Consider the following 21,101-nt stretch of genomic DNA (forward strand, 5'->3'; position numbering starts at 1 on the left):
GTGCGGAACGGTGCGATCAATCGGCGGACTCTGGCGTTGGCGGCACAACCCGCTGCGCCGAGGGACCGATCTGGCCGAAGCCTGGCTGGCTCTGACGGCCATTGTGCTGATCGTCGCTGTCGTACCCCTCGTGGGAGTCGCCGTCGGAGCCGCGGCGCAGAGCGCCCTCCAACAGTCCGTACGGGACCAGCGTGCGGCCCGCCACGAGGTGGCGGCCACCGTCGTCAGGAAGCTGGCCCTCGGTCCGCTCGACCCCGACCCCGAGACAGCCTCGGGACGGGACGCCCACAGCCGCGTGATGGCCAACTGGACGGCACCGGACGGCACCTCACAACACGGCGCGGTGACGGCCGCCCTCAAGTCCCCCGTGCCCGGGGACCACTTCACGATCTGGACCGATTTGCACGGCCGAACAGTCCCCCGCCCGCTGGACGGTGCCACCGCGACGACCCATGCCGTGCTGGCCGGGTTCGGCGTGGTCGTGATGGCTGTGGGACTCGTCGAGGGCGGCAGGCGGCTGATCGTCTGGCGCATGGTCCTTCGCCGGTACGTCCGTTGGGACCGTGCCTGGGACAAGGCGGGCCCCGACTGGGGCAGGACCGGCGCGGGCAGCTGACCGCCTTCCCACTACGGTCAACTCGGCGTGCCCACGCACGCTACGGTGGACCGGCGAGGTCTTCGGCACCGTCGTGAGAGGCTTTCCGTCATGCCGACGGGGTTTCGGTTCGGCCTCGCAGGACCCGCGTATCACGAGGTGGGGGCACAACAGCGCCATGGCACAGGGCACGGTCCAGGTGACGCACACCGGCACCTCGCGGTGGCGGCGCCGTACGGGTGAGTACGCATCGCTGGCCGCCGCACTGGAGGCGGCGGCCGACGGTGACGTCCTCACTGTCGCTCCGGGCACCTACCGGGAGAATCTGGTGGTCCAGCGCGCGGTGACGCTGCGCGGCCCCGAAGGGTCCCCCGGCTCCGTACGCATCGCGCCGGTCGACGGAGTGCCGCTGACCGTCCGCGCCTCCGCCGTGGTCCAGGACCTTCATGTGGAGGGCCAGGACTCCGCCGCGCCCGCGCTGCTCGTCGAGGAGGGCACCCCGGAGCTGCTGGACGTACGGATCGTCACGCGCTCCGCCGCCGGGATCGAAGTGCGCGGCGGCGCCCGCCCGACCGTCCGCCGCTGCACCGTCGACAATCCCGCCGGTATCGGCATCGCCGTACTGGACGGCGGCGGTGGGGTGTTCGAGGAGTGCGAGGTCGTCGCGGCGGGCCAGTCGGGCATCGTCGTCCGTGGGGGCGGCCGTCCGCGCCTGGAGCGCTGCCGGGTCCATCACGCCTCCGGCGCGGGCCTGTCGGCTACCGGCGAGGGCTCGTCGCTGGAGGCCGTCGGCTGCGAGGTGTACGAGGTCAAGGGCTCCGGCGTGCAGATCACCGGACGGGCCACGGCCCATCTCACCGACTGCGATGTGCACCGCACCACCGGGGACGGCATCACCCTCGACACGGACGCGGTGCTCACGCTCGCCGACTGCCGCATCCACGACATCCCGGAGAACGCGGTCGATCTGCGCTCGCGCTCAGTCCTCACTCTGACGCGCACCACCGTGCGGCAGTTCGGACGCAACGGTCTTTCGGTCTGGGACCCGGGCACGCGGGTGGACGCCAACCAGTGCGAGATCTTCGACAGCACCGGCGACTACCCCGCGGTGTGGATCAGCGACGGCGCGACCGCGGTGCTCGACTCGTGCCGAGTGCACGACGTGCCGGACGCACTGTTCGTCCTGGACCGCGGTTCCCGCGCGGACGTCGTCGACAGCGACCTCTCGCAGGTGCGGAACACCGCCGTGTCGGTCAGCGACGGCGCGACCGCTCAGCTCGACGACTGCCGCATCCGAGACGCCGCGACAGGCGCCTGGTTCCGTGACCACGGCAGCGGCGGCACCCTGTCCGGCTGCACCGTGGACGGCACCCAGACCGGCGTGATCGTCACCAAGGGCGCCGATCCCACCATCGAGCGCTGCACGGTCACCTCGCCCGCCGAGGCGGGCTTCTATGTGTCGGCGGGTGGCCGGGGCAGCTTCCACAACTGCCGGGTGACGGACAGCGGGGGCTACGGCTTCCATGTGATCGACGGCGCCCGCGCGACACTGAAGAAGTGCCGTACGGAGCGGTGTGCGCGCGGGGGTTACGAGTTCGCCGACGCCAAAGCGACACAAGGCGCGGGCGACGGACCTGTCATGGAGGACTGCACGAGCGACGAGAGCGCGGGGCTGCGGTCCCCGGCGCACGAGAGCGCCGTACAGACGTCGAGCGCGACGACGGGCCTCCTTGGCGCGATCCCGGGCCAGCGCACCACCGAGCAGGAGCCTCTCGTCGTGGCGCAGGAGCCCGAGCAGCCGACGCGTTCGTCGCACGACGTCCTCGGTGAACTCGACACGCTGGTGGGCCTGGAGAGCGTCAAGCGCGAGGTGCGCGCCCTGACCGACATGATCGAGGTGGGCCGCCGCCGCCGGTTGGCGGGCCTCAAGGCGGCCTCCGCCCGGCGCCACCTGGTCTTCACCGGCTCCCCCGGCACCGGCAAGACCACCGTCGCGCGGCTGTACGGCGAGATCCTCGCCTCGCTCGGCGTCCTGGAGAAGGGGCATCTCGTCGAGGTGTCCCGCGTGGACCTGGTCGGCGAGCACATCGGTTCCACCGCGATCCGTACGCAGGAGGCGTTCGACAAGGCGCGCGGCGGGGTGCTGTTCATCGACGAGGCGTACGCGCTGTCGCCGGAGGACTCGGGCCGCGACTTCGGGCGGGAGGCCATCGACACGCTGGTGAAGCTGATGGAGGACCACCGGGAGGCGGTGGTGGTCATCGTGGCGGGTTACACAGCCGAGATGGACCGTTTCCTCACCGTCAACCCCGGTGTGGCGTCCCGCTTCTCACGGACCATCACCTTCAGCGACTACGACCCCGAGGAGCTGCTGCGGATCGTGGAGCAACAGGCCGAGGAGCACGAGTACCGGCTGGCCCCGGGGGCGCCCGAGGCGCTGACGAAGTACTTCACCGCGATCCCCAAGGGACCCGCTTTCGGCAACGGCCGTACCGCACGGCAGACGTTCGAGGCGATGGTCGAGCGCCATGCGGGGCGGGTCGCCCAGCTCACGGAGCCGAGCACGGACGACCTCACCCTCCTCTACTCGGAGGACCTCCCCGAACTGCCCTGAGGCGGGCCGTCGTCCCGGGTTCGAAGGGCAGCCGGCGCGCTGTCGTCCTGCCGCGCGCGCGGCAGCGGCACGTCCGGCGTCAGCCGGGCCAGCAACTCCTGCCTCTCGACAGCGAAGGCGGGGTCCGCCTGGTAGTCGGAGTGACCCAGGATCGGCGCGGGCAGCGGGTGCTGCGGAGTGCGTCCGTAGGCCAGCGGATCCTTGAGGGGCTCCCGGTCCACCTGGGGGCCGCACTCCCCCGTCAACCGGACGCTTCCGCCGATGGGGTCACTCAGCCGGTACAGATTGCGCCAGCAGGCGACGTCACGGTGCAGGGAGGCGAGGGCGGCCGGGCCGAAGTGGGCCGGGAACCAGCGCCCGTACAGACGCTCCAGCGGTGAGCCGTAGGTGAGGAGCGCGACCCGCTTGCGTACGGACGGCTTCAGCTGCCAGGCGGCCGCGGCTGCCAGCACACTGCCCTGGGAATGCCCGGAGATGACGAGCCGCCCGCCGGTGGCACGGGTCCAGGTGGCCATCCGCCAGGTCAGGTCGGGCACGGCGCGCTCGGCGTAGCAGGGCGGCGCGAAGGGGTGGGCGGCGCGCGGCCAGAAGGTGCCGACGTCCCAGAGGATGCCGATGGTGCGGCGGGCCGCCGGGTCCCTGTAGGCGCGGCGGCCCCAGGTGACGAACAGGATGAAACCGAGGCCGATCAGCCAGGAGCCGAGGGCCTGGGCGGTCTCGGCGGCGCCCTGGACGAACGCGTACGTGCCGTGCGCCGCCTCGCTGGGAGCGTCCTCGGTCGCCAGTGCGCCGACCAGTGCTCCGGCGCCGAGCAGCCAGGTCACGGACGAGATGACGGCGACCAGGAGGGGCGCCCTGTCGGTGAGGGAGGCCATCGCGCGCGTGCTCGCGATGCGGCGTGTACGGACGGGGTCCTGGGGCTCACCCTCGTAGTCGAGCTCAACAGCTCCCATCTCACGCTTTCGCAGCAGCCAGGTGCGCCAGGCCAGCCAGCCGATGACGAAGGCGAGCACGACGAGCAGGACGGGGATCGTGGAGGCCTGCCAGGTCAGCAGGACGGGCGGCCCCGGGATCGAGCTCCGGGTGCCGTCGAGCCAGTCGGCGACGCGCTGGGACACCCCTCCGGACATCACACCGCCCAGCGCGCAGGCCAGCATGGCGACGGCGGGACCGGCCAGTCCGCGCATCGCGGTGCGTGTGTCGGGCCGGGCGCGGAACAGGATGTGGGCCACCACGCCCAGCACGATGACGAGCAGCCCCTGGAGGAGGGCGATGCCGCCGAACGTCATGTCGCCGGGCAGCCGCCCCTGTGAGTGCCAGCCGGGCCGCGACCAGCCGGCGTACAGCAGTGTGAGGGCCAGCAGGATGACCGAACCCATGGGCAGTCGGCGCACCAGGGGCTGGTCGAGTTCCTCGTCGAGGCGGTTCTCGGTGCGGCCCCTTCGGCACACCACCCACACCACGACGACGAAGCCCGCGACGAGGATCACGTCCAGGAGCAGGCCCAGGGTCGCCAGTACGCCAGGGCCGTCCGACGTGCGGTCGTAGCGCGCGGCGGAAGTGCCCACGGCGGCGGCAACCGTCAGCAGGCCCGCGGCGGTGTGCGCGGCACGCAGCCGGGCGACCAGTCGGCGCCCGTACCAGAATCCCGGCCGGCCGAGCCCTGAACGGCCGGTCTCCTCGTCGGGTTCGGGCTTGCGGGACATCGGCTGCTGTGACTCGTAGGCGCTCCAGGTGCGGTGGGACAGGTACCACAGGAGAGCGGTCAGCGCGGTGGGCACCAGGGAGGCGAGGGCGAGGCGGCGGCCGGGCTGACTCCACCAGCCGGCATCGGAGGCGGCCGGTGAGAGGAAGTCCAGCCAGGAGTGGTCCTCTGCACACGCGTGCGTGCCCGCGCACTGCCAGGCGGCCAGGTCGAGGGCTACCTCGCAGGCGGCGGCGACCAGAAGCACGGTGAGGGTGAGTCCGGCCAGGCGGACGAGCAGGCCGTACAGGCGGACCGTGCGTCTGCGGCCCCGGGTGGTGGGGCGCATCCAGTGCGCGAGGTTGACCACCATGAAGGGCAGCAGTAGCAGCCACAGGGCGCGGGAGCCGTTGCCCGACGTGAGGTTGCACCACACATAGGCCTCGGGTACCGGTTGGCCCCGTTGGGCGTCAGGGTGCCGCTCGGCGTCTGCGTCGGCGATGCGCCGGTAGACGGCCGCCGTCTCGTCGCCGGTGATGCGGACCGTCCGTGGGTCGTCGAGCATCCCCTCGGGTGAAGCACCGCCCACTCCGTGAACCAGGAGTTCCAGGGCGGGCGCGGCCGCTTCGGGCCGCTGTACGGGGCTGCCGAGCTCCCCCGTCGAACCGTTTTCCCGTGCAGATTCCACCGCTTCACACTTCCCCCGTGCCGCGTGTCTCCCATGTGTCATGTGCAGGCACAAGGATCCCGCCCGCGGACGCTGTGTGCACCCGTCGTCACGGAATCTCCCCGATACGTGTGACACCAGCGCGAGAGGAGTCTGTACGGGCAGTGGCGCGGCTGTCGGTGACCCGTGCGAGGATGAGGCGTCCTGAAGCCCTCTGACGGGGAGAATGTCCACGTGGGAGTGGGTTCGGATGGAGTGTCGAACAGGCTTGGACGAAAGGAAACCGGAGCGGACGTGAGTGAGAATCAGAACCTCCTCGCGGAGCAGCGTCGCGCCCTGATCCTCGATGAAGTACGACGCCGCGGTGGCGTCCGCGTGAACGAACTGACCCGCAAGCTCGGCGTCTCCGACATGACGGTCCGCCGCGATCTCGACGCCCTGGCCCGCCAGGGCATGGTGGAGAAGGTGCACGGCGGCGCGGTCCCGCTGGTCGAGGCGAGCACGCACGAACCGGGTTTCGAGGCCAAGTCCGGCCTGGAGCTCACCGCCAAGGAGGACATCGCGCGGGCCGCCGCCGAGTTGGTCGGGCCGGGCACGGCGATCGCGCTCTCGGGCGGCACGACGACGTACGCGCTGGCCCAGCACCTCCTGGACGTCCCCGACCTGACCGTGGTCACCAACTCGGTGCGGGTGGCCGATGTGTTCCACTCGGCGCAGCGCGTCTCCGGTCAGCGGCAGGGCGCCGCCACCGTCGTCCTGACGGGCGGGGTGCGCACGCCGTCCGACTCCCTGGTCGGCCCGGTGGCCGATCAGGCCATCGGGGCGCTCCACTTCGACGTGTTGTTCCTGGGTGTGCACGGGATATCGGTCGAGGCCGGTCTGTCGACGCCGAACCTGGCGGAAGCCGAGACCAATCGGCGGCTGGTGCAGTCCGCGCGGCGAGTCGTCGTGGTCGCCGACCACACCAAGTGGGGCACCGTGGGCCTGAGTTCGTTCGCCGCGCTCGAACAGGTCGACACGCTCGTCACCGACGCGGGTTTGCCGGCCGACGCCCGCGAGGAGATCTCGGAGCACCTCATGCGCCTGGTGGTGGCCGGCGAACCCGAAGACGGTACAGACATCTGACGGTCCGCCAGTTATGGTGACACTGCCCCCGCCGCCGCGCGGTGCGGGCGCGTTCCGTCCTTGCCCGTCTCCGCCCGGGACCGTGTCCCGCCAGGGGGTTCCGCACATGGCACGCCGACTGCGCCCGGTAGGACCCGAGTTCATCGACAGCGCTCCGGTACGTCTGGTGTTCGCCGGGGTGGTGACCGCGTCCCCGGAGTCGGTCTTCCGCGCGCTCGCCGAGGACGTTCCCGGCTGGACCGAGTGGTTCCCGGCGGTGACGCTCGCCCGGCAGACCGAGGACGGCGCCGGGCGTGAGATCCGGCTCCGGGGCGGCATTCGTTTCCAGGAGACGGTCCTCGTGGCCACGGCTCCCGAGGTGTACACGTACCGGGTGGACGTCACGAACGCGCCCGGGGCCCGCGCCCTGCTCGAGGAGTGGCGGCTGACGCCCGACGGAACGGGCACGCGGGTAGGGTGGACCTTCGCCACGGACGGCACGGCACCCTTCCGGCTGGCCCTCGGACTGAGCCGGGCCGGCCTGGGACGAACGTTCCGCGACGCGGTGACGGCACTGGACCGACGGCTGGCGTCGACGAACGTCTGACCGGCAACCCCCGCACCCGATCGGCGCCTGACCGTCCCACCGGCGTCTCACATGCGTCAGTCCTGCCAGACGCCCGTCTCCAGCAGCGACGCGATCGCCCTCGTGTACGGCGCGAGATCCAGCCCTTGTTCGGCCAGCCACGCGTCCGAGTAGTACTTGTCGAGATACCTGTCCCCGGGGTCGCACAACAGCGTCACCACGCTCCCTGTACGCCCCTCCGCGACCATCTCGGCGACGATCTTCAGCGCGCTCCACAGGCCGGTCCCGGTGGAGCCGCCCGCCTTGCGGCCGATGGCCTGTTCCAGCGCGCGCACTGCGGCGATGCTGGCCCCGTCCGGCACCTTCATCATCCGGTCGATGGCGCGCGGCACGAAGCTCGGTTCCATCCGCGGTCTGCCGATGCCCTCGATGCGCGAGCCGCAGTCGCAGGTGACGTCCGGATCACCGGTGGTCCAGCCCTCGAAGAAACACGAGTTCTCCGGATCGGCGACGCAGATACGGGTGTCGTGCTGCATGTAGTGGACGTAGCGCGCGAGGGTCGCCGAGGTACCGCCGGTACCGGCCGTGGCGACGATCCACGCGGGCTCCGGGAACCGCTCCAACTCCAGCTGGCGGAAGATGGATTCGGCGATGTTGTTGTTGCCGCGCCAGTCCGTGGCCCGTTCCGCGTAGGTGAACTGGTCCATGTAGTGGCCGCCGGTCTCTGCCGCGAGGGCGGCGGACTCCTCGTACATCTTGCGGGAGTCGTCCACGAAGTGGCACCGCCCGCCGTGGAACTCGATGAGGCGGCACTTCTCGGCGCTCGTCGTGCGGGGCATGACCGCGATGAAGGGCACGCCGATGAGCCCCGCGAAGTAGGCCTCGGAGACGGCCGTCGAGCCGCTGGACGCCTCGATGACCGGGCGGCCCGGCCGGATCCAGCCATTGCACAGTCCGTACAGGAACAGCGAGCGGGCGAGCCGGTGTTTGAGGCTGCCGGTGGGGTGTGTCGACTCGTCCTTCAGATACAGGTCGATGCCCCAGTGCTCGGGGAGCGGGAAGCGCAGCAGATGAGTGTCGGCCGAGCGGTTGCCGTCGGCCTGCACCTTGCGCACGGCTTCTTTGAGCCAGGCCCGGTATCCCGGGTCGCTGTGGTCGACGTCGAGGGTTTCGCCGGTCCGGGTCTGCTGAGGGGTGGTCACGGCGGGCTCCTTCGGATCGTGCCGACGCCGGATCGCGAGGTCGGACACCTTCGATCATAGGCACCTTCCGCACGCTTCTCACCTGCATAAACATGTCTTTGGGCATCCCAAAGGCACCCCTGGACCCCGGGCCTGCGGGACGGCGGGGGCGCATTCGGGAAAGTGCTCCCGTTCTCGTCATGGCCTCGCCATGCACACTGGTGCTCGCCGCCGGGTGCGGGCAGACTGCACCGCGGGGACAGTGTCCGGCGGCACGGCGCTCGTCAAGAACGAGCCGGGCCCTCCTGGTGGGGTGCACACTGGATCACGGCACAGCACAGCCGAAGCGCACAAGGGGGCGGGGCACCATGGCGGAGCCGGAGTTCACGGCCACGGGCGTGCGGATCGGGAAGAGGCTGCGTTCGCTCACCCGGGCCGGACAGGTCCGGATCAACGACGGCAGGCTGGAGTTGCTCACCAGTTACGGGAGCGAGATCGACAGCGCGCCCGTGCAGGCGGTGCGCGCGTCCAAGCCGTGGTTCGCGCCCGAGGACCGGGCGTTGGCGGACGTCAACGGCACCCGGTACTCGCTCACCCTCGGCGAGCACGACCCCGCTCCCGGCAAGCCCGGGCCGCCCTCGGCCCGCCGTTTCATAGAGGCCGTACGCAAGGCGGCGGGACGCAAGCACTGAAGCCACGGCGACAGGGGCTGCGGGGGCAGAAGCGCCCGCGAGTTGCAGGACCGCACCCCTTGAGTCACTCTGTTCTCACGTCACTACTCTGGGTTTACCGGCGATAACGCTGCGAACCAGCCCGCCGGCCACGTCAGCAGGCGGCCGTTCCACTCAGCCACTCTGCTGGATCCGATCTCCGTCTTCTTCCGGACCTCAATTCGGGGAGTCGCAGCCGTGATCAGCCAGCCAAGCAGGCATTGCACGGTGGAGCTCCAAGCCCTGCCGTCGCGGATCGGCCAGGTCCGCAGAATCGTATCTGCGCAGTTGCGCTACTGGCATCTGGACCCCTTGATAGACCCGGCCGCGCTCGGTGTGACCGAGCTGCTGACCAACGTCCACCGGCACGCCCAGCCCGACAAGCTGTGCACCGTGAAGATCGAGCTGCTGCTCGACCGGCTCACGGTCTCGGTGCACGACCACGACCCCCGCCTTCCCGAGGTTCGGGAGGCGGACCCCGCCGCCACCTGCGGACGCGGCCTCGCCATGGTCGCCGCGGTCAGCGAGAGCTGGGGGGTGCGTCCCGACGGCGAGTCCGGCAAGGTCGTGTGGTTCACACTTCCGGCGTCGGCGCCCGCCGTGGCGGTGCCCGCGCTTCCCCCGTACGACACGGCATGCGAGGCCCCGCGCCTGCACCCGGTCGACGGTCGCAGGCCCGAACACGCTCCCGCCCGGTCCGCCGTTGGCGGCTGACCGGGCGGTGACACCCTCCTCGTACGTCATTCGGTGGCGATGGCGCGCAACACGTCCAGGCGTGCCGCCCGACGCGCCGGACGCAGGCCCGCGAGGCCTCCGGCGGCGAGGCCGACCAGAGCGACCACGACCAGTTGCACGGGCGGTATTGCGAAGGCGAAGACGCTGTCGCTCGCACCGTCCGAGGCCTTGACGAGCACCCAGCCGAGGAAGCCGCCGAGGGCGAGTCCGCCCGCCGTACCGAAGGCGGCGACCAGGACGGACTCCCAGCGGACCATGGCGCGCAGCTGCGCCCGAGTCTGTCCGACGGCCCGCAGCAGGCCGAGTTCGCGGGTGCGCTCGTGGATCGCGAGCGTCAGCGTGTTGGCGATGCCGAGCAGCGCGATGAGCACCGCGAGGGCGAGCAGTGCGTAGACCAGGGTCAGCATCATGTCGATACCGCCGGCCGAGGACTGCGCGTACTCGTCGCGGGTCTGGACCTCGGGGCTGCCGTACCGGTCCGCGACCTTCTGCACGGCGGCCTTGCCGTCGGCCGTGCGCACGCCGTCCTTGAAGGAGACGGCGACGAGTGTGTCGGCGTCCTGGGTGCGGTGCGGGTTCCAGGCGGCGCGGGTGATGACGTAGTCGCCCGCGAGTTCCGACTGCCCGTAGACCGCGCGGACCGTGAACGTCTCCTTCTCGCCGTCGGTGAAGGCGAGTTGGGCGGTGTCGCCGACCTTGAGGCGTTGCTTGTCGGCCTCGTTCCCGGTGATCGCGATGCCGTCGGTGCCGAGGCCCTCGAGCGAGCCGCGTACGTCGCCGAGGTCGAAGACCTTGCCGAGGGTGACCGGGTCGGTGACGGTCAACGCCCGGCCCTTGCCGTTGACTTCGGCGACCCCGCGGCCCAGGCCGACGGCGTTCTCGACCGTGGGCTGCTCGGCGATCGCGGGGGCCAGCTTCGGGCTCAGACCGCTGCCGCCGGCGCCGAACGACGGGGTGCTGACGGCGACATCACCCGCGAAGGACCGGGAGACCGTCTGGTCCATGGTGGCCTTGAGCGAGGCGCCGAAGACCGTGAACAGGGAGACGACGGCGACGCCGATCATCAGGGCGCTCGCGGTGGCGGCGGTCCGCTTCGGGCTGCGCAGGGCGTTGCGCCGGGCAAGGCCGCCCGTGACGCCGCGCAGCCTGTCGAGGGGCATACCCAGGACCCGTACGGCCGTCGAGGACGCGACAGGACCGAGGACCACGAAGGCGGCGAGGGCCAGGACGGCGCCCAGGCCCGCGAGCCACAGGGACGGGCTCGCCAGTACGCCGAACAGCGTGATGCCGATGGCGAGCGCGGCCAGACCGCCACCGGCCACGGCGCGGGTGCGGGAGGCCCCGGACTGGTCGACGGCCGTCTCGCGCAGTGCGGCCAGCGGTGCGGTGCGTCCGGCGCGTACGGCGGGCAGCAGCGCGGAGCCGAGGCAGACGATGACGCCGACCGCGAGCGGCAGCGTCATGGACAGTCCGCTGATCACCAAGTCGCCCTCGGGGAAGGGGAATCCGATGGCCGGGAACAGCGCTTGCAGTCCGGCCGCGACGCCGATACCGCCCGCGAGACCGACGACCGACGCGGTGAAGGCGACGACGCTCGCCTCGATGAGCGTCGAGACGGTCACCTGACGGCGTGAGGCGCCGAGTGCGCGCAACAGGGCGTTCTCGCGGGTTCGTTGGGCGACGACGATCGCGAAGGTGTTGTGGATGGAGAAGGTCGCGACGAGGAGCGCGATGCCGGAGAACACCAGGAGGAGGGTGGTGAAGATGCTCAGGAACTGGCTGGAGATCATGTCGGTGTTCTCCTGGGCCGACTCCTGGCCGGTGATCGCCTCAACCCCCTTCGGCAGTACGGGTGTCAGAGCGGAGACGAGTTCCTCCTGGCTGACTCCGGGGCCGGCCCGCACACGGATGCTCGCGGCCTCGCCGGGCTTGGCGGTGAGGTACTTCTCCGCGTCGGCCCGGGTCATGCCGGTGAAGGTCACCTGGGCCATACCGTCCTCGCCGCCGAAGGTCGCCAGGCCCACGATCGTCACCTTGACGGGGTCGGGCGTGCGCAGCGTGGTGGTGTCGCCGATCTTCAGGTCGCCCTTGTCGGCGGCGCCCCGGTTGACGACGACCTCGCCGGACTTCGACGGGGCGCGACCTTCGGCGAGTTGGTAGGCGTTGAGCTCCGGGTCGTCGATCCAGTTGCCCGCGAGAGTGGGCGGTCCCTGGCCGCCGATGGGCTTGCCGTTGGCGCCGACCAGCTGGCCGGCGCCCTGGATGTCGGGCACTGCGGCCGCCACACCCGGGGTCTTCTCGATCGTCGACGCCAGGTCGGTGTCGACGGGCTGCCGCACTCCCTCGCTCTCGCCGGGCGTGGTGATGGTGTCGGCGCTGCGGACGACGGCGTCGGTGCCGCTGCTCGCGTTGCCGAACATCGTGTCGAAGCTGGCGCGCAGGGTGTCGCCCATGACGAGGGTTCCGGCGAGGAAGGCGACACCGAGGACCACCGCGAGGAACGTACCGGCGAAGCGTCGCTTGTGGGCGCGCAGGGAGGAGACGCTGATGCGCAGGGAGGCGTTCATGACGGCGCCCCCTTGCCGTCGAAGGCCTTCAGGCGGTCAAGGACCTTGTCCGCCGTCGGGGATTCCATCCGGTCCACGAGGCGGCCGTCGGCGAGGAAGACGACCTCGTCGGCGTGGGCGGCGGCTACGGGGTCGTGGGTGACCATGACGACCGTACGGCCCATCTGGCGCACCGCCCGGCCGAGGAGGCCGAGCACCTCCTCGCCGGAGCGCGAGTCGAGGTTTCCGGTCGGTTCGTCGGCGAAGACGACATCGGGCTGTCCGGCGAACGCCCTTGCCACGGCGACACGTTGCTGCTGTCCGCCGGAGAGCTCGCTGGGGCGGTGGTGGAGCCGGTCGCGCAGGCCGACGATGTCGATGAGCGCGTCGATCCACTCCCGTGAACCCTTCGCCCCCGCGAGGTCCAGGGGCAGGGTGATGTTCTCCGCGACGGTCAGCGTCGGGAGCAGGTTGAACGCCTGGAAGACGAAGCCGACGCGGTCGCGGCGCAGCAGGGTGAGGCGGCGGTCGTCGAGCGTGCTCAGCTCCGAGTCGCCGATGAAGGCCGCACCGGAGGTGAGGGTGTCCAGGCCGGCCGCGCAGTGCATCAGGGTGGACTTGCCGGAGCCCGAGGGCCCCATGATCGCGGTGAAGCGCCCGGTGGGAAAGCCGACGCTCACCCCGTCCAGGGCCCGCACTGCGGTGTCGCCGCTGCCGTACACCTTGACGGCGTCGGTGACACGGGCCGCCGTCCGAGTGACCGTCACGGTGGTCATGCCGCACCGCCCTTGCCCGTAGGACCGAACTGCTCGTCCAGGACGGAGAGCCGCCGCCAGTACTCGTCCTCGTCGATCTCGCCCGAGGCGAAGCGGCGGCCGAGCACCGCGATAGGCGCGTCACCCGTCGGGCGGGGGTCGGCCATCGCGCGCCACGGGCCGCGACGGCCGCGCCAGACGGTGCGGCGCAGGACGGTCACGACGCCGATCACGACGGCCGCCCAGATGAGCGGGAAGAAGAGGATCCACGGCCCGGGGCCGCCGTCCCAGTTCGACAGGGTCTGCATCTCAGTCATCTCCTCTGCGGGACCGTTTCCGATCGACCGCGGGATTGGTTTCCGATGCCTTGAGACTCGCTCCGGGAGGGGGTCTCAGTCGTCGTACGGCCAGCGGCAGTGCGCGTACCTCCACGGGAGTACATGGGCTCCGTTCGACTGCTTCCCCAGCGCCTAGACGTCTGTACCTACTAGTATGTACAGTGCGCTCATGAGTACTCCGGAGCGGCTGATCGAGTCCACGCGCGAGCTGTTGTGGGAGCGCGGTTACGTCGGGACCAGCCCCAAGGCGATCCTGGAACGCGCGGGCGCGGGGCAGGGCAGCATGTACCACCATTTCAAGGGCAAGCCCGATCTGGCCCTCGCCGCGATCCGTCGCACCGCCGAGGAACTGCGTGCTGCCGCCGAGGGAGTACTGAGCGCGCCCGGGTCGCCGTACGAACGCATCGAGGCGTATCTACGCCGCGAGCGTGACGTCCTGCGCGGCTGCCCCGTCGGGCGGTTGACGATGGACCCGGAAGTGGTCGCGAGCGGCGAGCTGCGCGCGCCGGTCGACGAGACGATCGACTGGCTGCGTGAGCGGCTGGCGGGAATCGTCGAAGAGGGCAAGGAGCAGGGCGAGTTCGCCGCCTCACTCGACGCGGAGGAGATCGCCGCGACGATCCTCGCGACCGTGCAGGGCGGCTATGTGCTGGCGCGCGCCTCAGGTTCACCGGCCGCGTTCGACACGGGAGTTCGCGGGCTGCTCTCCCTGCTCAGGCCAGTCGGCTCCGCCCATTCGACGCACCGCTGAACCTCCAGGAGACAAACGATGCATGCCATGCAGTACGAGCTCACCCTGCCCGCCGACTACGACATGGACATCATCCGCACCCGGGCGACGGGCAAGGGGCCGCTGCTCGACGACTTTCCCGGCCTCGGCCTGAAGGCGTATCTGATGCGCGAGCGCGGGGTCGACGGGTCGCCGGTCAACCAGTACGGGCCGTTCTATCTGTGGAACGCCCCGGAGGGCATGAACTCCTTCCTCTGGGGACCGGGTTTCCAGGGTCTCGTCGACGACTTCGGGCGGCCGGAGGTGCGGCACTGGACCTGCCTGTCGTACGAGGAGGGGGTCGCCGCGGGTTCCCCGGCCACGGTCGCCGTGCGGCGGCGGCAGAGCGTGCCCGAGGGGGTGCGGCTCTCCGAGGTGATGGCGGAGGCGGTACGGGAGACCGAGCGGCTGGCCGCGCTGGACGGTGCGGTGTGCGCGGCCGCTGTTGTCGATCCGCGTCACTGGGAGCTCGTGCACTTCTCACTCTGGGACCATGACGCTCCGAAGGCGCCGGGTGAGGTGTTCCAGGTGCTGTACGTCAACACGCCCGAGCGTGACCGGCTCCCGCGTGGCCGGCAGTGGTGAGCAGGGTCCGTACCGTCCTCGGGGACACGCTCCCCGAGGACTTGGGGGTGTGCGACGCGCACGACCACCTCTTCCTGAGCAGCCCCCGACTCGCCGGACAGGAACTCAACGACGCCTCCGCCGCGCGGGCCGAGCTGACGGCGTTCCGCGCGGCGGGCGGTGGGAGCGTCGTGCAGTGGACGCCGTACGGCATGGGCCGACGCGCCGCGGACCTGCCGCTGATCGCCCGTGACACCGGCGTCCAGGTGATCGCCGCGACCGGACTCCACCAAGCGGCGCACTACACACCGGAGTTGCTCACTCAGCTGCACGGCAAGCTGGCCGACACCTTCACCTCCGAGCTGACGACGGGCATCGGCACCTCCGGTGTCCGGGCCGGACTGATCAAGGTCGCGGGCGGCTTCCACACCCTGGACGCGCACGCCCGGTGGACGATGACCGCCGCGGCCGAGGCCCACCACGCCACGGGGGCGCCGATCGCCGTCCACCTGGAGCTGGGCACCGGCGCGCTGGACGTACTCGACCTGTTGTCCGGCGAGTTGGGCGTGCCCCCGCACCGAGTGATCCTCGGCCATCTCAACCGCTCCCCTGGCTTCGTGACCCAGCGTCAGGCAGCGGAGTCGGGCGCCTACCTCGCCTTCGACGGCCCCTCCCGCGCCCACCACGGCACCGACTGGTGCATGCCCGACGCCGTACGCGCCCTCGCCGACGCCGGCTTCAGCGACCGTCTGCTCCTGGGCGGCGAAACGACCACCGCCGCGGCCCGCTCGGTCAACGGCGGTCCGGGGATGCCGTATCTGCTGCGCAGGGTGCGACAGAGGCTCGAACTCGCCCTGGGCGAGGGCCTGGTGGAGCAGATGCTCACCGTGAACCCTGGGCGCGCTTTCGGTGTGGACTGGCGTTAGGCCACGACGCAGAGCGCTTATTGAACTGATCGATCCAATACCGTGCTACCGTTCCCGCATGGCCCGACCAAGGACGTTCGACGAGGACCGGGCCCTCGAGGCCGCGATGCGCACCTTCTGGGCGAATGGCTACGAGGGGACCTCGACCCAGGATCTGTGCGACGCCACGGGACTGGGGCGCAGCAGCATCTACAACACCTTCAGCAGCAAGCACGACCTGTTCAAGAGGGCGCTGGCTCGCTATATCGACGTCATGACGACGGCTCAGATCGAGCTCCTGGAGGATGCGGAGCGCCCACCCCTGGAGCGCATCCGGGCATATTTCGCGGGCGTCATCGACGGTGAGATCGAGAACCGGCCCGGGGGGCGCAGCCTGGGCTGCCTGACGGTCAACACGACGGTGGAGCTCGGTGGGCGCGACCCGGAGGCGGGCGCGATGCTCGAACGCGACCTGGCCCGGCGGATCGCGGCACTGCGGGCCACCATCCAGGAGGGGCAGCGCCACGGCGAGATCGCCTCGACGCGGGACGCCGACGCGCTTGCCCGCTTCATCAACGCCCTGATCGGCGGCCTGCGGGTGTCGGCACAGGGAGGCGCCGACCGCGCCGTACTGGAGTCCATCGCGGCGACAGCACTGGACGCACTGACCGCACACTGATCCCACCCACCCTCGGCTCTTCTTTCCCATGCCATCGTTTTGAACCAATCAATCCAAAACAACTCGAGACACAGAGGAGTACCCGAACACATGCCTCGCGCCGTATACGTCCTGGCACTCGGCATCTTCGCCATGGTGACAAGCGAGTTCGTCGTCGCCGGCCTGATGCCGCAACTGGCCGAGGGACTCGAAGCCTCGATCCCACAGATCGGCTACCTCATCACTGCCTTCGCCGTGGCCATGGCGGTGGGCGGGCCGTTCCTGACCGTGGCGCTGCTGAGGCTCCCTCAGAGGAACGCGCTGCTAGTGCTGTTCGGGATCTTCCTCGCGGGGAACGTACTGGCGGCGACCGCGTCCTCGTACGGCGCGATGATGACGGCCCGTGTCGTCACGGGCATCGCGTCCCAGGCCTTCTTCGGCGTCGGCATCTCTCTCTGCGCCCAGCTGACCAGGCCCGAGATGCGCGGTCGGGCCATCGCCCTGGCCATGAACGGTCTGATGCTGGGCACGCTGCTGGGCCTGCCGCTCTCCACACTGATCGGTGAACGGCTGGGCTGGCGTGCGGCGTTCTGGGCCATTACCGTCCTGACGGTACTCGCCGCGCTGTGCACCCTCGCCGGGGTGCCGCGCCTGGGGCGAGCGGTCGGCGACTCGGATCTGCGCCAGGAGCTCAAGGCCTTCCGCAGGCCCCGGTTGTGGCTGGCGCTGTCCACCAGCACCCTGGTCATCGGTGCCACGTTCTCCGCGTTCTGCTACTTCAACCCGATCCTCACCGAGGTCACCGGCTTCGGTAACGGGACCGTGCCGCCGCTGCTCATCGCGTACGGCGCCGCCACGGTGCTGGGCAACACGGTGGTCGGGCGGCTCGCCGACCGCCACACCCTCGGCGTGCTGCTCATCGGTCTGGTGCTCAACGCAGGCTTCCTGACCGGCTTTGCTCTGCTTGCCCAACTACCCCTCCCCGCAGTGGTGTTCGTGATGGGTATCGGCCTGGTCGGCGTCACCATGAATCCGGCGATGGTGACCCGCGTGCAGCGCGAGGGCAACGCGCGCCCCCTGGTCAACACGGTCCACTCGTCGTTCATCACGCTCGGCATCATCATCGCGACCTCGCTGGGCGGTCCGCTGATCGGTGCCTTCGGGCTGCGCGCGCCGTTGTGGCTCGGCGCGTGCATGGCCCTGCTGGGAATCGCGACGGTCCTGCCGGCCCTCGCCCGCCGTACCGAGCAGGCCCGCCCGCCCGAGTGCGCGGTGGAACCTGCCTAGTCTCCGGCCTCGACCAACGCACCCAACGGATCGTCCAGCACCGGCTGCCACGCCAACTCGGCAGCGCCGACGAGGCTGTTGTGGTCCAGGGTGCAGGCGAGGATGGGTACGCCGCCGCTCCGGCCCCAGAGGCTTCGGGCGGCGACGACGGCGCGTAGGCGGTCGGGGTCGGCGTCGAGGAGGGTGCGGTGCAGGCCGCCGAGGATGATGCGGTCGGGGTTCAGGATGTTGACCAGGCCGGCGAGGCCGAGGCCGAGGCGGTCGATCAGGGCTTCGGTGGCCAGGCCGATGGCCGGGTCTGCGTATTGGTGGCGGATCAGGTCGTTGGCCTGCTGGAGCAGCGACACCTCGGGCCCTGGATCGAGGCCGGCCGCGGTGAGGAAGGCCAGCGGGTCCGCCTCGACGTCGAGACAGCCACGGCTGCCGCAGTGGCAGGGGCGGCCCTCCGGGTTGACGGTGAGGTGGCCGACTTCGAGAGCGAGCCCCGAACTGCCCGTGTGGAGGCGGCCGTCGAGCACGAGCGCGCCGCCGACACCCCGGTGCCCGGTGGCCACGCAGAGCAGGTCGCGGGCGCCGCGGCCCGCGCCGTGCCGGTGTTCCGCCAGGGCGGCGAGGTTCACGTCGTTGGCGGCGAACGCGGGCCCCAGGATTCCGGCCGCGCGCACCTTCTCGGCGAAGATCTGGCGCACCGGGGAGCCCGCGGGCCAGGCCAGGTGCAGCGGGTTGAGGGCGAGCCCTTCGGGTTCGGTGACGGCGGACGGCACGGCGAGGCCGGCGCCCACACAGCGCAGCCCCGTCTCGCGGAGCAGCTCCGCGCCGGCCTCGACGACGGAGCCGAGCACCTTGCCCGGATCGGCCTCGACCGTCTCGCAGCCGGGCGCCGTGGCGACGAGGCGCCCGCCGAGACCGACCAGCGCGGCGCGGAATCCGTCGGCGTGCACCTGCGCGGCGAGCACGACCGGACCGTCCTCGGCGACCTCCAGACGGTGCGAGGGCCGGCCCTGCGAACCCGCCGCCGCTCCAGGCCGCGCGTCGACCCTGATCAGCCCCAGTGCCTCCAGCTCCGCGGCCACCGCGCCGGCGGTCGCCCGGGTGACGCCCAGCTCGGCGGTGAGTACGGCGCGCGTCGGCGCACGTCCGGTGTGCACGAGCTCCAGCGCGGGACCGAGCGCCCCGCGCCCCCGGTCCAGCCGCGCCCGCGTGTTCGCTTCCCCCGCCGCCCGGGGGCCCGCCTTGCCGTTCATGAGGGCGAGTCTCCCATGATCCGCTCCTGCGGTGGCCCGTCCTGTCGTCTCGGTCCTGTCGGCCTAGCGGCCACTCACCCGCAGCGTGATGTTCAGCCGTCCGGTGAGCCCCAACTCGGGCGGCGCCGTGTCCGCGTACACCCGCGGCACTCCGTGATACGCGAGCCGGGATGCCCCGCCGAACACGAACAGGTCACCGCTGCGCAGTTCGACATCCGTGTACGGCCGGGTCCGCGTCGCGGTGTTCCCGAACCGGAAGACGCACGTGTCGCCCAGGCTCAGCGACACCACCGGCGCGTCCGACTTCTCGTCGCTGTCGCGGTGCATACCCATGCGTGCGTCGGCGTCGTAGAAGTTGATCAGTGCGATGTCGTACGCGGCGGTCGCGGCGCCGGCTCCGAGGGCATCCGTGACCGCGCGGCGGCCGAGGTCGTCCAGCCACCCCGGGAACGGCTTCACGGGGCTGTCGTCGCCGTCGACGACCGTGCGGGCGTATCCGTACGGGTACCAGTGCCAGCCCAGGCAGACCTGCCGGGCGGTCATCGTGCCGCCGCCGGGGGTGCGGACGGTGCGCAGGCCGGACGGTGGGCGGGCCCAGGCACGGCACGCATCGAGAAGCTGCCTTTGACGGTCGGTATCCAGCCAGTCGGGCACGTGGACCGCGTCCGGAGCGGTCTGCGTACGGTGCCTGGGGAACAACATCGACATCGGCCTATCCTCGCCCACCGCGCTGAGCTGCGGCTCCGTTAGCCTTGACCTACGATGACCGACTCTATGGCTACACCCTGGGGCGAGTACGCACTCGCCCGTTTCCCCGAGGACACCCGCGACCAGCTGCGCGCATGGGACGCCGCCGACACATATCTGCTGCGGCATCTCGCGGAGAGCGGGACCCCTCTGTCGGGCTCGGTCGTGGTGGTCGGTGACCGGTGGGGCGCGCTCGCCACGGCGCTCTCGGCGCACCGGCCGACGCAGATCACCGACTCCTTCCTCGCCCGTGAGGCGACGCGGGCGAACCTGGCGCGGGCCGGTGTCGAGGAGTCCGCGGTGCCTCTTCTCACCACACAGGACACGCCTCCCGACCGCATCGACGTGCTGGTCGTCCGGGTGCCGAAGAGTCTCGGGCTCCTGGAGGACCAGCTGCACCGGCTGGCGCCCGGCGTGCACGAGGGGACGGTCGTCGTCGGCACGGGGATGGTCAAGGAGATCCACACCTCGACGTTGCACCTCTTCGAGCGGATCCTCGGCCCGACCCGCACCTCGCTGGCCGAGAAGAAGGCCCGGCTCATCTTCTGCACGCCGTTCCCCGGGATCGCCCGGAACTCCAACCCGTGGCCGTACAGCTACGAGCTCCCCGACGGTGTCGGTACGGTCTCCGGCCGTACCGTCATCAACCACGCGGGCGTCTTCTGCGCCGACCGTCTCGACGTCGGCACCCGGTTCCTCCTCCAGCACATGCCCCGCAGCCGCGGTCCCGAGCGCATCGCGGATCTGGGATGCGGCAACGGAGTCGTGGGTACGGCAGCCGCGCTGGCCAATCCCGAGGCGGAGGTGTTGTTCGTGGACGAGTCGTACCAGGCGGTGGCCTCGGCACGGGAGACGTTCGCCGCGAACGTCGAGGGCACGAAGGCGGAGTTCCGCGTCGGTGACGGGCTGACGGACTTCGCCGACGGCAGCGTCGATCTCGTACTGAACAATCCGCCGTTCCACTCGCACCAGGCGACGACGGACGCCACGGCATGGCGGATGTTCACGGACGCGCGCCGCGCGCTGCGGCCGGGTGGCGAACTGTGGGTGATCGGCAACCGCCACCTCGGGTATCACCTGAAGCTGCGCCGCCTCTTCGGCAACAGTGAACTCATGGCCAGCGACGCGAAGTTCGTGGTTCTTCGGGCGGTCAAGAAGTAGCTCCCCGCAGCGTTCGGGGCGAGGCCCCGAGTTCTCTGCGGCAGGCCTTGTTGAAGGCCCGTAGGTCCGGGATGCGGACGGACGCGGCGCCCACCGCAGGGATGGAGAGAGCAGAGGTGTTCGGAGCGGCTCCGGCAGCGGTGGCGGGCCGTGGTGCCGAGCGGTACGAGGCCCCACGCGGCCGGGGCGGATGACGTGGGCCGTGCCGTCGACGGTCGGCTCGGCCTCGTGCTGGTGGAGGTGCAGTTGCC

General features: G+C 70.9%; 19 protein-coding genes. 12 read left to right on the plus strand and 7 right to left on the minus strand.

Annotation, left to right across the window (positions count from 1 at the left end):
* Positions 1–10 precede the first annotated feature (10 nt).
* Together ACFWP7_RS06800 and ACFWP7_RS06805 are read left to right on the plus strand one after the other, a co-directional pair.
* A complete protein-coding gene (locus ACFWP7_RS06800; RefSeq protein WP_384377101.1) occupies positions 11–616 on the plus strand; it encodes a hypothetical protein in 606 nt (201 codons plus the stop codon).
* 157 nt (positions 617–773) lie between these two features.
* Complete coding sequence (locus tag ACFWP7_RS06805; RefSeq protein ID WP_384377104.1) at positions 774–3,209, plus strand: right-handed parallel beta-helix repeat-containing protein; 2,436 nt, start codon at positions 774–776, stop codon at positions 3,207–3,209.
* Here the strand turns inward: ACFWP7_RS06805 and ACFWP7_RS06810 are convergent.
* Positions 3,179–5,581, minus strand: a complete 2,403-nt coding sequence (locus tag ACFWP7_RS06810) for a hypothetical protein (protein WP_384377107.1) — start codon at positions 5,579–5,581, stop codon at positions 3,179–3,181. The genes ACFWP7_RS06805 and ACFWP7_RS06810 overlap by 31 nt on opposite strands.
* Before the next feature lie 273 nt (positions 5,582–5,854).
* Here ACFWP7_RS06810 and ACFWP7_RS06815 point away from each other — a divergent pair, with 273 nt between their 5' ends.
* Both ACFWP7_RS06815 and ACFWP7_RS06820 read left to right on the plus strand, forming a co-directional pair.
* Positions 5,855–6,685, plus strand: coding sequence for a DeoR/GlpR family DNA-binding transcription regulator (locus ACFWP7_RS06815; protein WP_384377110.1), 831 nt, complete (start codon positions 5,855–5,857; stop codon positions 6,683–6,685).
* Positions 6,686–6,791: 106 nt separating this feature from the next.
* Positions 6,792–7,271 carry an SRPBCC family protein gene (locus ACFWP7_RS06820; RefSeq protein WP_384377113.1) on the plus strand — a complete coding sequence of 160 codons (480 nt, stop codon included), beginning with the start codon at positions 6,792–6,794 and terminating at the stop codon, positions 7,269–7,271.
* Between the two features lie 56 nt (positions 7,272–7,327).
* On the opposite strand, the gene ACFWP7_RS06825 is transcribed toward ACFWP7_RS06820, so the two are convergent.
* The gene (locus tag ACFWP7_RS06825; RefSeq protein ID WP_384377116.1) at positions 7,328–8,452 is read right to left on the minus strand and encodes a PLP-dependent cysteine synthase family protein; all 1,125 of its coding nucleotides are present in this window, start codon (positions 8,450–8,452) and stop codon (positions 7,328–7,330) included.
* 347 nt (positions 8,453–8,799) lie between these two features.
* Here ACFWP7_RS06825 and ACFWP7_RS06830 point away from each other — a divergent pair, with 347 nt between their 5' ends.
* Together ACFWP7_RS06830 and ACFWP7_RS06835 are read left to right on the plus strand one after the other, a co-directional pair.
* On the plus strand, positions 8,800–9,123 hold the full coding sequence (locus tag ACFWP7_RS06830) for a hypothetical protein (RefSeq protein ID WP_384377119.1): 324 nt from the start codon (positions 8,800–8,802) through the stop codon (positions 9,121–9,123).
* Between the two features lie 216 nt (positions 9,124–9,339).
* Entirely contained in the window at positions 9,340–9,855 is a 516-nt protein-coding gene (locus ACFWP7_RS06835) for an ATP-binding protein (protein WP_384377122.1), read from the plus strand.
* 26 nt (positions 9,856–9,881) lie between these two features.
* Here ACFWP7_RS06835 and ACFWP7_RS06840 read toward each other — a convergent pair whose 3' ends face one another.
* From ACFWP7_RS06840 to ACFWP7_RS06850, 3 genes are read right to left on the minus strand one after another with little or no spacing between them, the layout of a single operon-like run.
* Positions 9,882–12,443, minus strand: a complete 2,562-nt coding sequence (locus ACFWP7_RS06840) for an ABC transporter permease (RefSeq protein ID WP_384377125.1) — start codon at positions 12,441–12,443, stop codon at positions 9,882–9,884.
* Positions 12,440–13,198 (minus strand): ABC transporter ATP-binding protein, encoded by a 759-nt coding sequence (locus tag ACFWP7_RS06845; RefSeq protein WP_384377127.1) that lies wholly within the window; start codon positions 13,196–13,198, stop codon positions 12,440–12,442. The genes ACFWP7_RS06840 and ACFWP7_RS06845 overlap by 4 nt, the downstream gene beginning before the upstream one ends.
* Positions 13,195–13,485, minus strand: coding sequence for an SHOCT domain-containing protein (locus ACFWP7_RS06850; protein ID WP_384377204.1), 291 nt, complete (start codon positions 13,483–13,485; stop codon positions 13,195–13,197). Before ACFWP7_RS06850 ends, ACFWP7_RS06845 begins: the two co-directional genes overlap by 4 nt.
* A 199-nt stretch (positions 13,486–13,684) precedes the next feature.
* Here ACFWP7_RS06850 and ACFWP7_RS06855 point away from each other — a divergent pair, with 199 nt between their 5' ends.
* The 5 genes from ACFWP7_RS06855 to ACFWP7_RS06875 all read left to right on the plus strand — a co-directional run bounded on the left by ACFWP7_RS06855 (position 13,685) and on the right by ACFWP7_RS06875 (position 17,698).
* Entirely contained in the window at positions 13,685–14,266 is a 582-nt protein-coding gene (locus ACFWP7_RS06855) for a TetR/AcrR family transcriptional regulator (protein WP_384377130.1), read from the plus strand.
* Positions 14,267–14,284: 18 nt separating this feature from the next.
* A complete protein-coding gene (locus ACFWP7_RS06860) occupies positions 14,285–14,869 on the plus strand; it encodes a DUF4865 family protein (protein WP_384377133.1) in 585 nt (194 codons plus the stop codon).
* Positions 14,866–15,774, plus strand: a complete 909-nt coding sequence (locus ACFWP7_RS06865; RefSeq protein ID WP_384377136.1) for a phosphotriesterase — start codon at positions 14,866–14,868, stop codon at positions 15,772–15,774. Before ACFWP7_RS06860 ends, ACFWP7_RS06865 begins: the two co-directional genes overlap by 4 nt.
* Before the next feature lie 58 nt (positions 15,775–15,832).
* Complete coding sequence (locus ACFWP7_RS06870; RefSeq protein ID WP_384377139.1) at positions 15,833–16,432, plus strand: TetR/AcrR family transcriptional regulator; 600 nt, start codon at positions 15,833–15,835, stop codon at positions 16,430–16,432.
* Between the two features lie 90 nt (positions 16,433–16,522).
* A complete protein-coding gene (locus ACFWP7_RS06875) occupies positions 16,523–17,698 on the plus strand; it encodes an MFS transporter (RefSeq protein ID WP_384377142.1) in 1,176 nt (391 codons plus the stop codon).
* Here the strand turns inward: ACFWP7_RS06875 and ACFWP7_RS06880 are convergent.
* The gene (locus ACFWP7_RS06880) at positions 17,695–18,942 is read right to left on the minus strand and encodes an ROK family protein (protein WP_384377145.1); all 1,248 of its coding nucleotides are present in this window, start codon (positions 18,940–18,942) and stop codon (positions 17,695–17,697) included. The two genes, ACFWP7_RS06875 and ACFWP7_RS06880, sit on opposite strands and share 4 nt — an antisense overlap.
* Before the next feature lie 63 nt (positions 18,943–19,005).
* Positions 19,006–19,650, minus strand: coding sequence for an alpha-ketoglutarate-dependent dioxygenase AlkB family protein (locus ACFWP7_RS06885; protein ID WP_384377148.1), 645 nt, complete (start codon positions 19,648–19,650; stop codon positions 19,006–19,008).
* A gap of 66 nt (positions 19,651–19,716) precedes the next feature.
* Between ACFWP7_RS06885 and ACFWP7_RS06890 the strand changes: the two genes are divergently transcribed.
* A complete protein-coding gene (locus tag ACFWP7_RS06890) occupies positions 19,717–20,850 on the plus strand; it encodes a methyltransferase (RefSeq protein ID WP_384377151.1) in 1,134 nt (377 codons plus the stop codon).
* Positions 20,851–21,101: the final 251 nt, after the last annotated feature.

The organism is Streptomyces sp. NPDC058470, assembly GCF_042721055.1.
Classification (GTDB): domain Bacteria; phylum Actinomycetota; class Actinomycetes; order Streptomycetales; family Streptomycetaceae; genus Streptomyces.

Excerpts from the sequence above, each read along its gene's own strand:
- ACFWP7_RS06805 (WP_384377104.1), top strand. The coding sequence starts at position 774 with ATGGCACAGGGCACGGTCCAGGTGACGCACACCGGCACCTCGCGGTGG.
- ACFWP7_RS06820 (WP_384377113.1), top strand. The coding sequence starts at position 6,792 with ATGGCACGCCGACTGCGCCCGGTAGGACCCGAGTTCATCGACAGCGCT.
- ACFWP7_RS06830 (WP_384377119.1), top strand. The coding sequence starts at position 8,800 with ATGGCGGAGCCGGAGTTCACGGCCACGGGCGTGCGGATCGGGAAGAGG.
- ACFWP7_RS06840 (WP_384377125.1), bottom strand. The coding sequence starts at position 12,443 with ATGAACGCCTCCCTGCGCATCAGCGTCTCCTCCCTGCGCGCCCACAAG.
- ACFWP7_RS06845 (WP_384377127.1), bottom strand. The coding sequence starts at position 13,198 with ATGACCACCGTGACGGTCACTCGGACGGCGGCCCGTGTCACCGACGCC.
- ACFWP7_RS06850 (WP_384377204.1), bottom strand. The coding sequence starts at position 13,485 with ATGCAGACCCTGTCGAACTGGGACGGCGGCCCCGGGCCGTGGATCCTC.
- ACFWP7_RS06855 (WP_384377130.1), top strand. The coding sequence starts at position 13,685 with ATGAGTACTCCGGAGCGGCTGATCGAGTCCACGCGCGAGCTGTTGTGG.
- ACFWP7_RS06860 (WP_384377133.1), top strand. The coding sequence starts at position 14,285 with ATGCATGCCATGCAGTACGAGCTCACCCTGCCCGCCGACTACGACATG.
- ACFWP7_RS06870 (WP_384377139.1), top strand. The coding sequence starts at position 15,833 with ATGGCCCGACCAAGGACGTTCGACGAGGACCGGGCCCTCGAGGCCGCG.
- ACFWP7_RS06875 (WP_384377142.1), top strand. The coding sequence starts at position 16,523 with ATGCCTCGCGCCGTATACGTCCTGGCACTCGGCATCTTCGCCATGGTG.
- ACFWP7_RS06880 (WP_384377145.1), bottom strand. The coding sequence starts at position 18,942 with ATGAACGGCAAGGCGGGCCCCCGGGCGGCGGGGGAAGCGAACACGCGG.
- ACFWP7_RS06885 (WP_384377148.1), bottom strand. The coding sequence starts at position 19,650 with ATGTCGATGTTGTTCCCCAGGCACCGTACGCAGACCGCTCCGGACGCG.
- ACFWP7_RS06890 (WP_384377151.1), top strand. The coding sequence starts at position 19,717 with ATGGCTACACCCTGGGGCGAGTACGCACTCGCCCGTTTCCCCGAGGAC.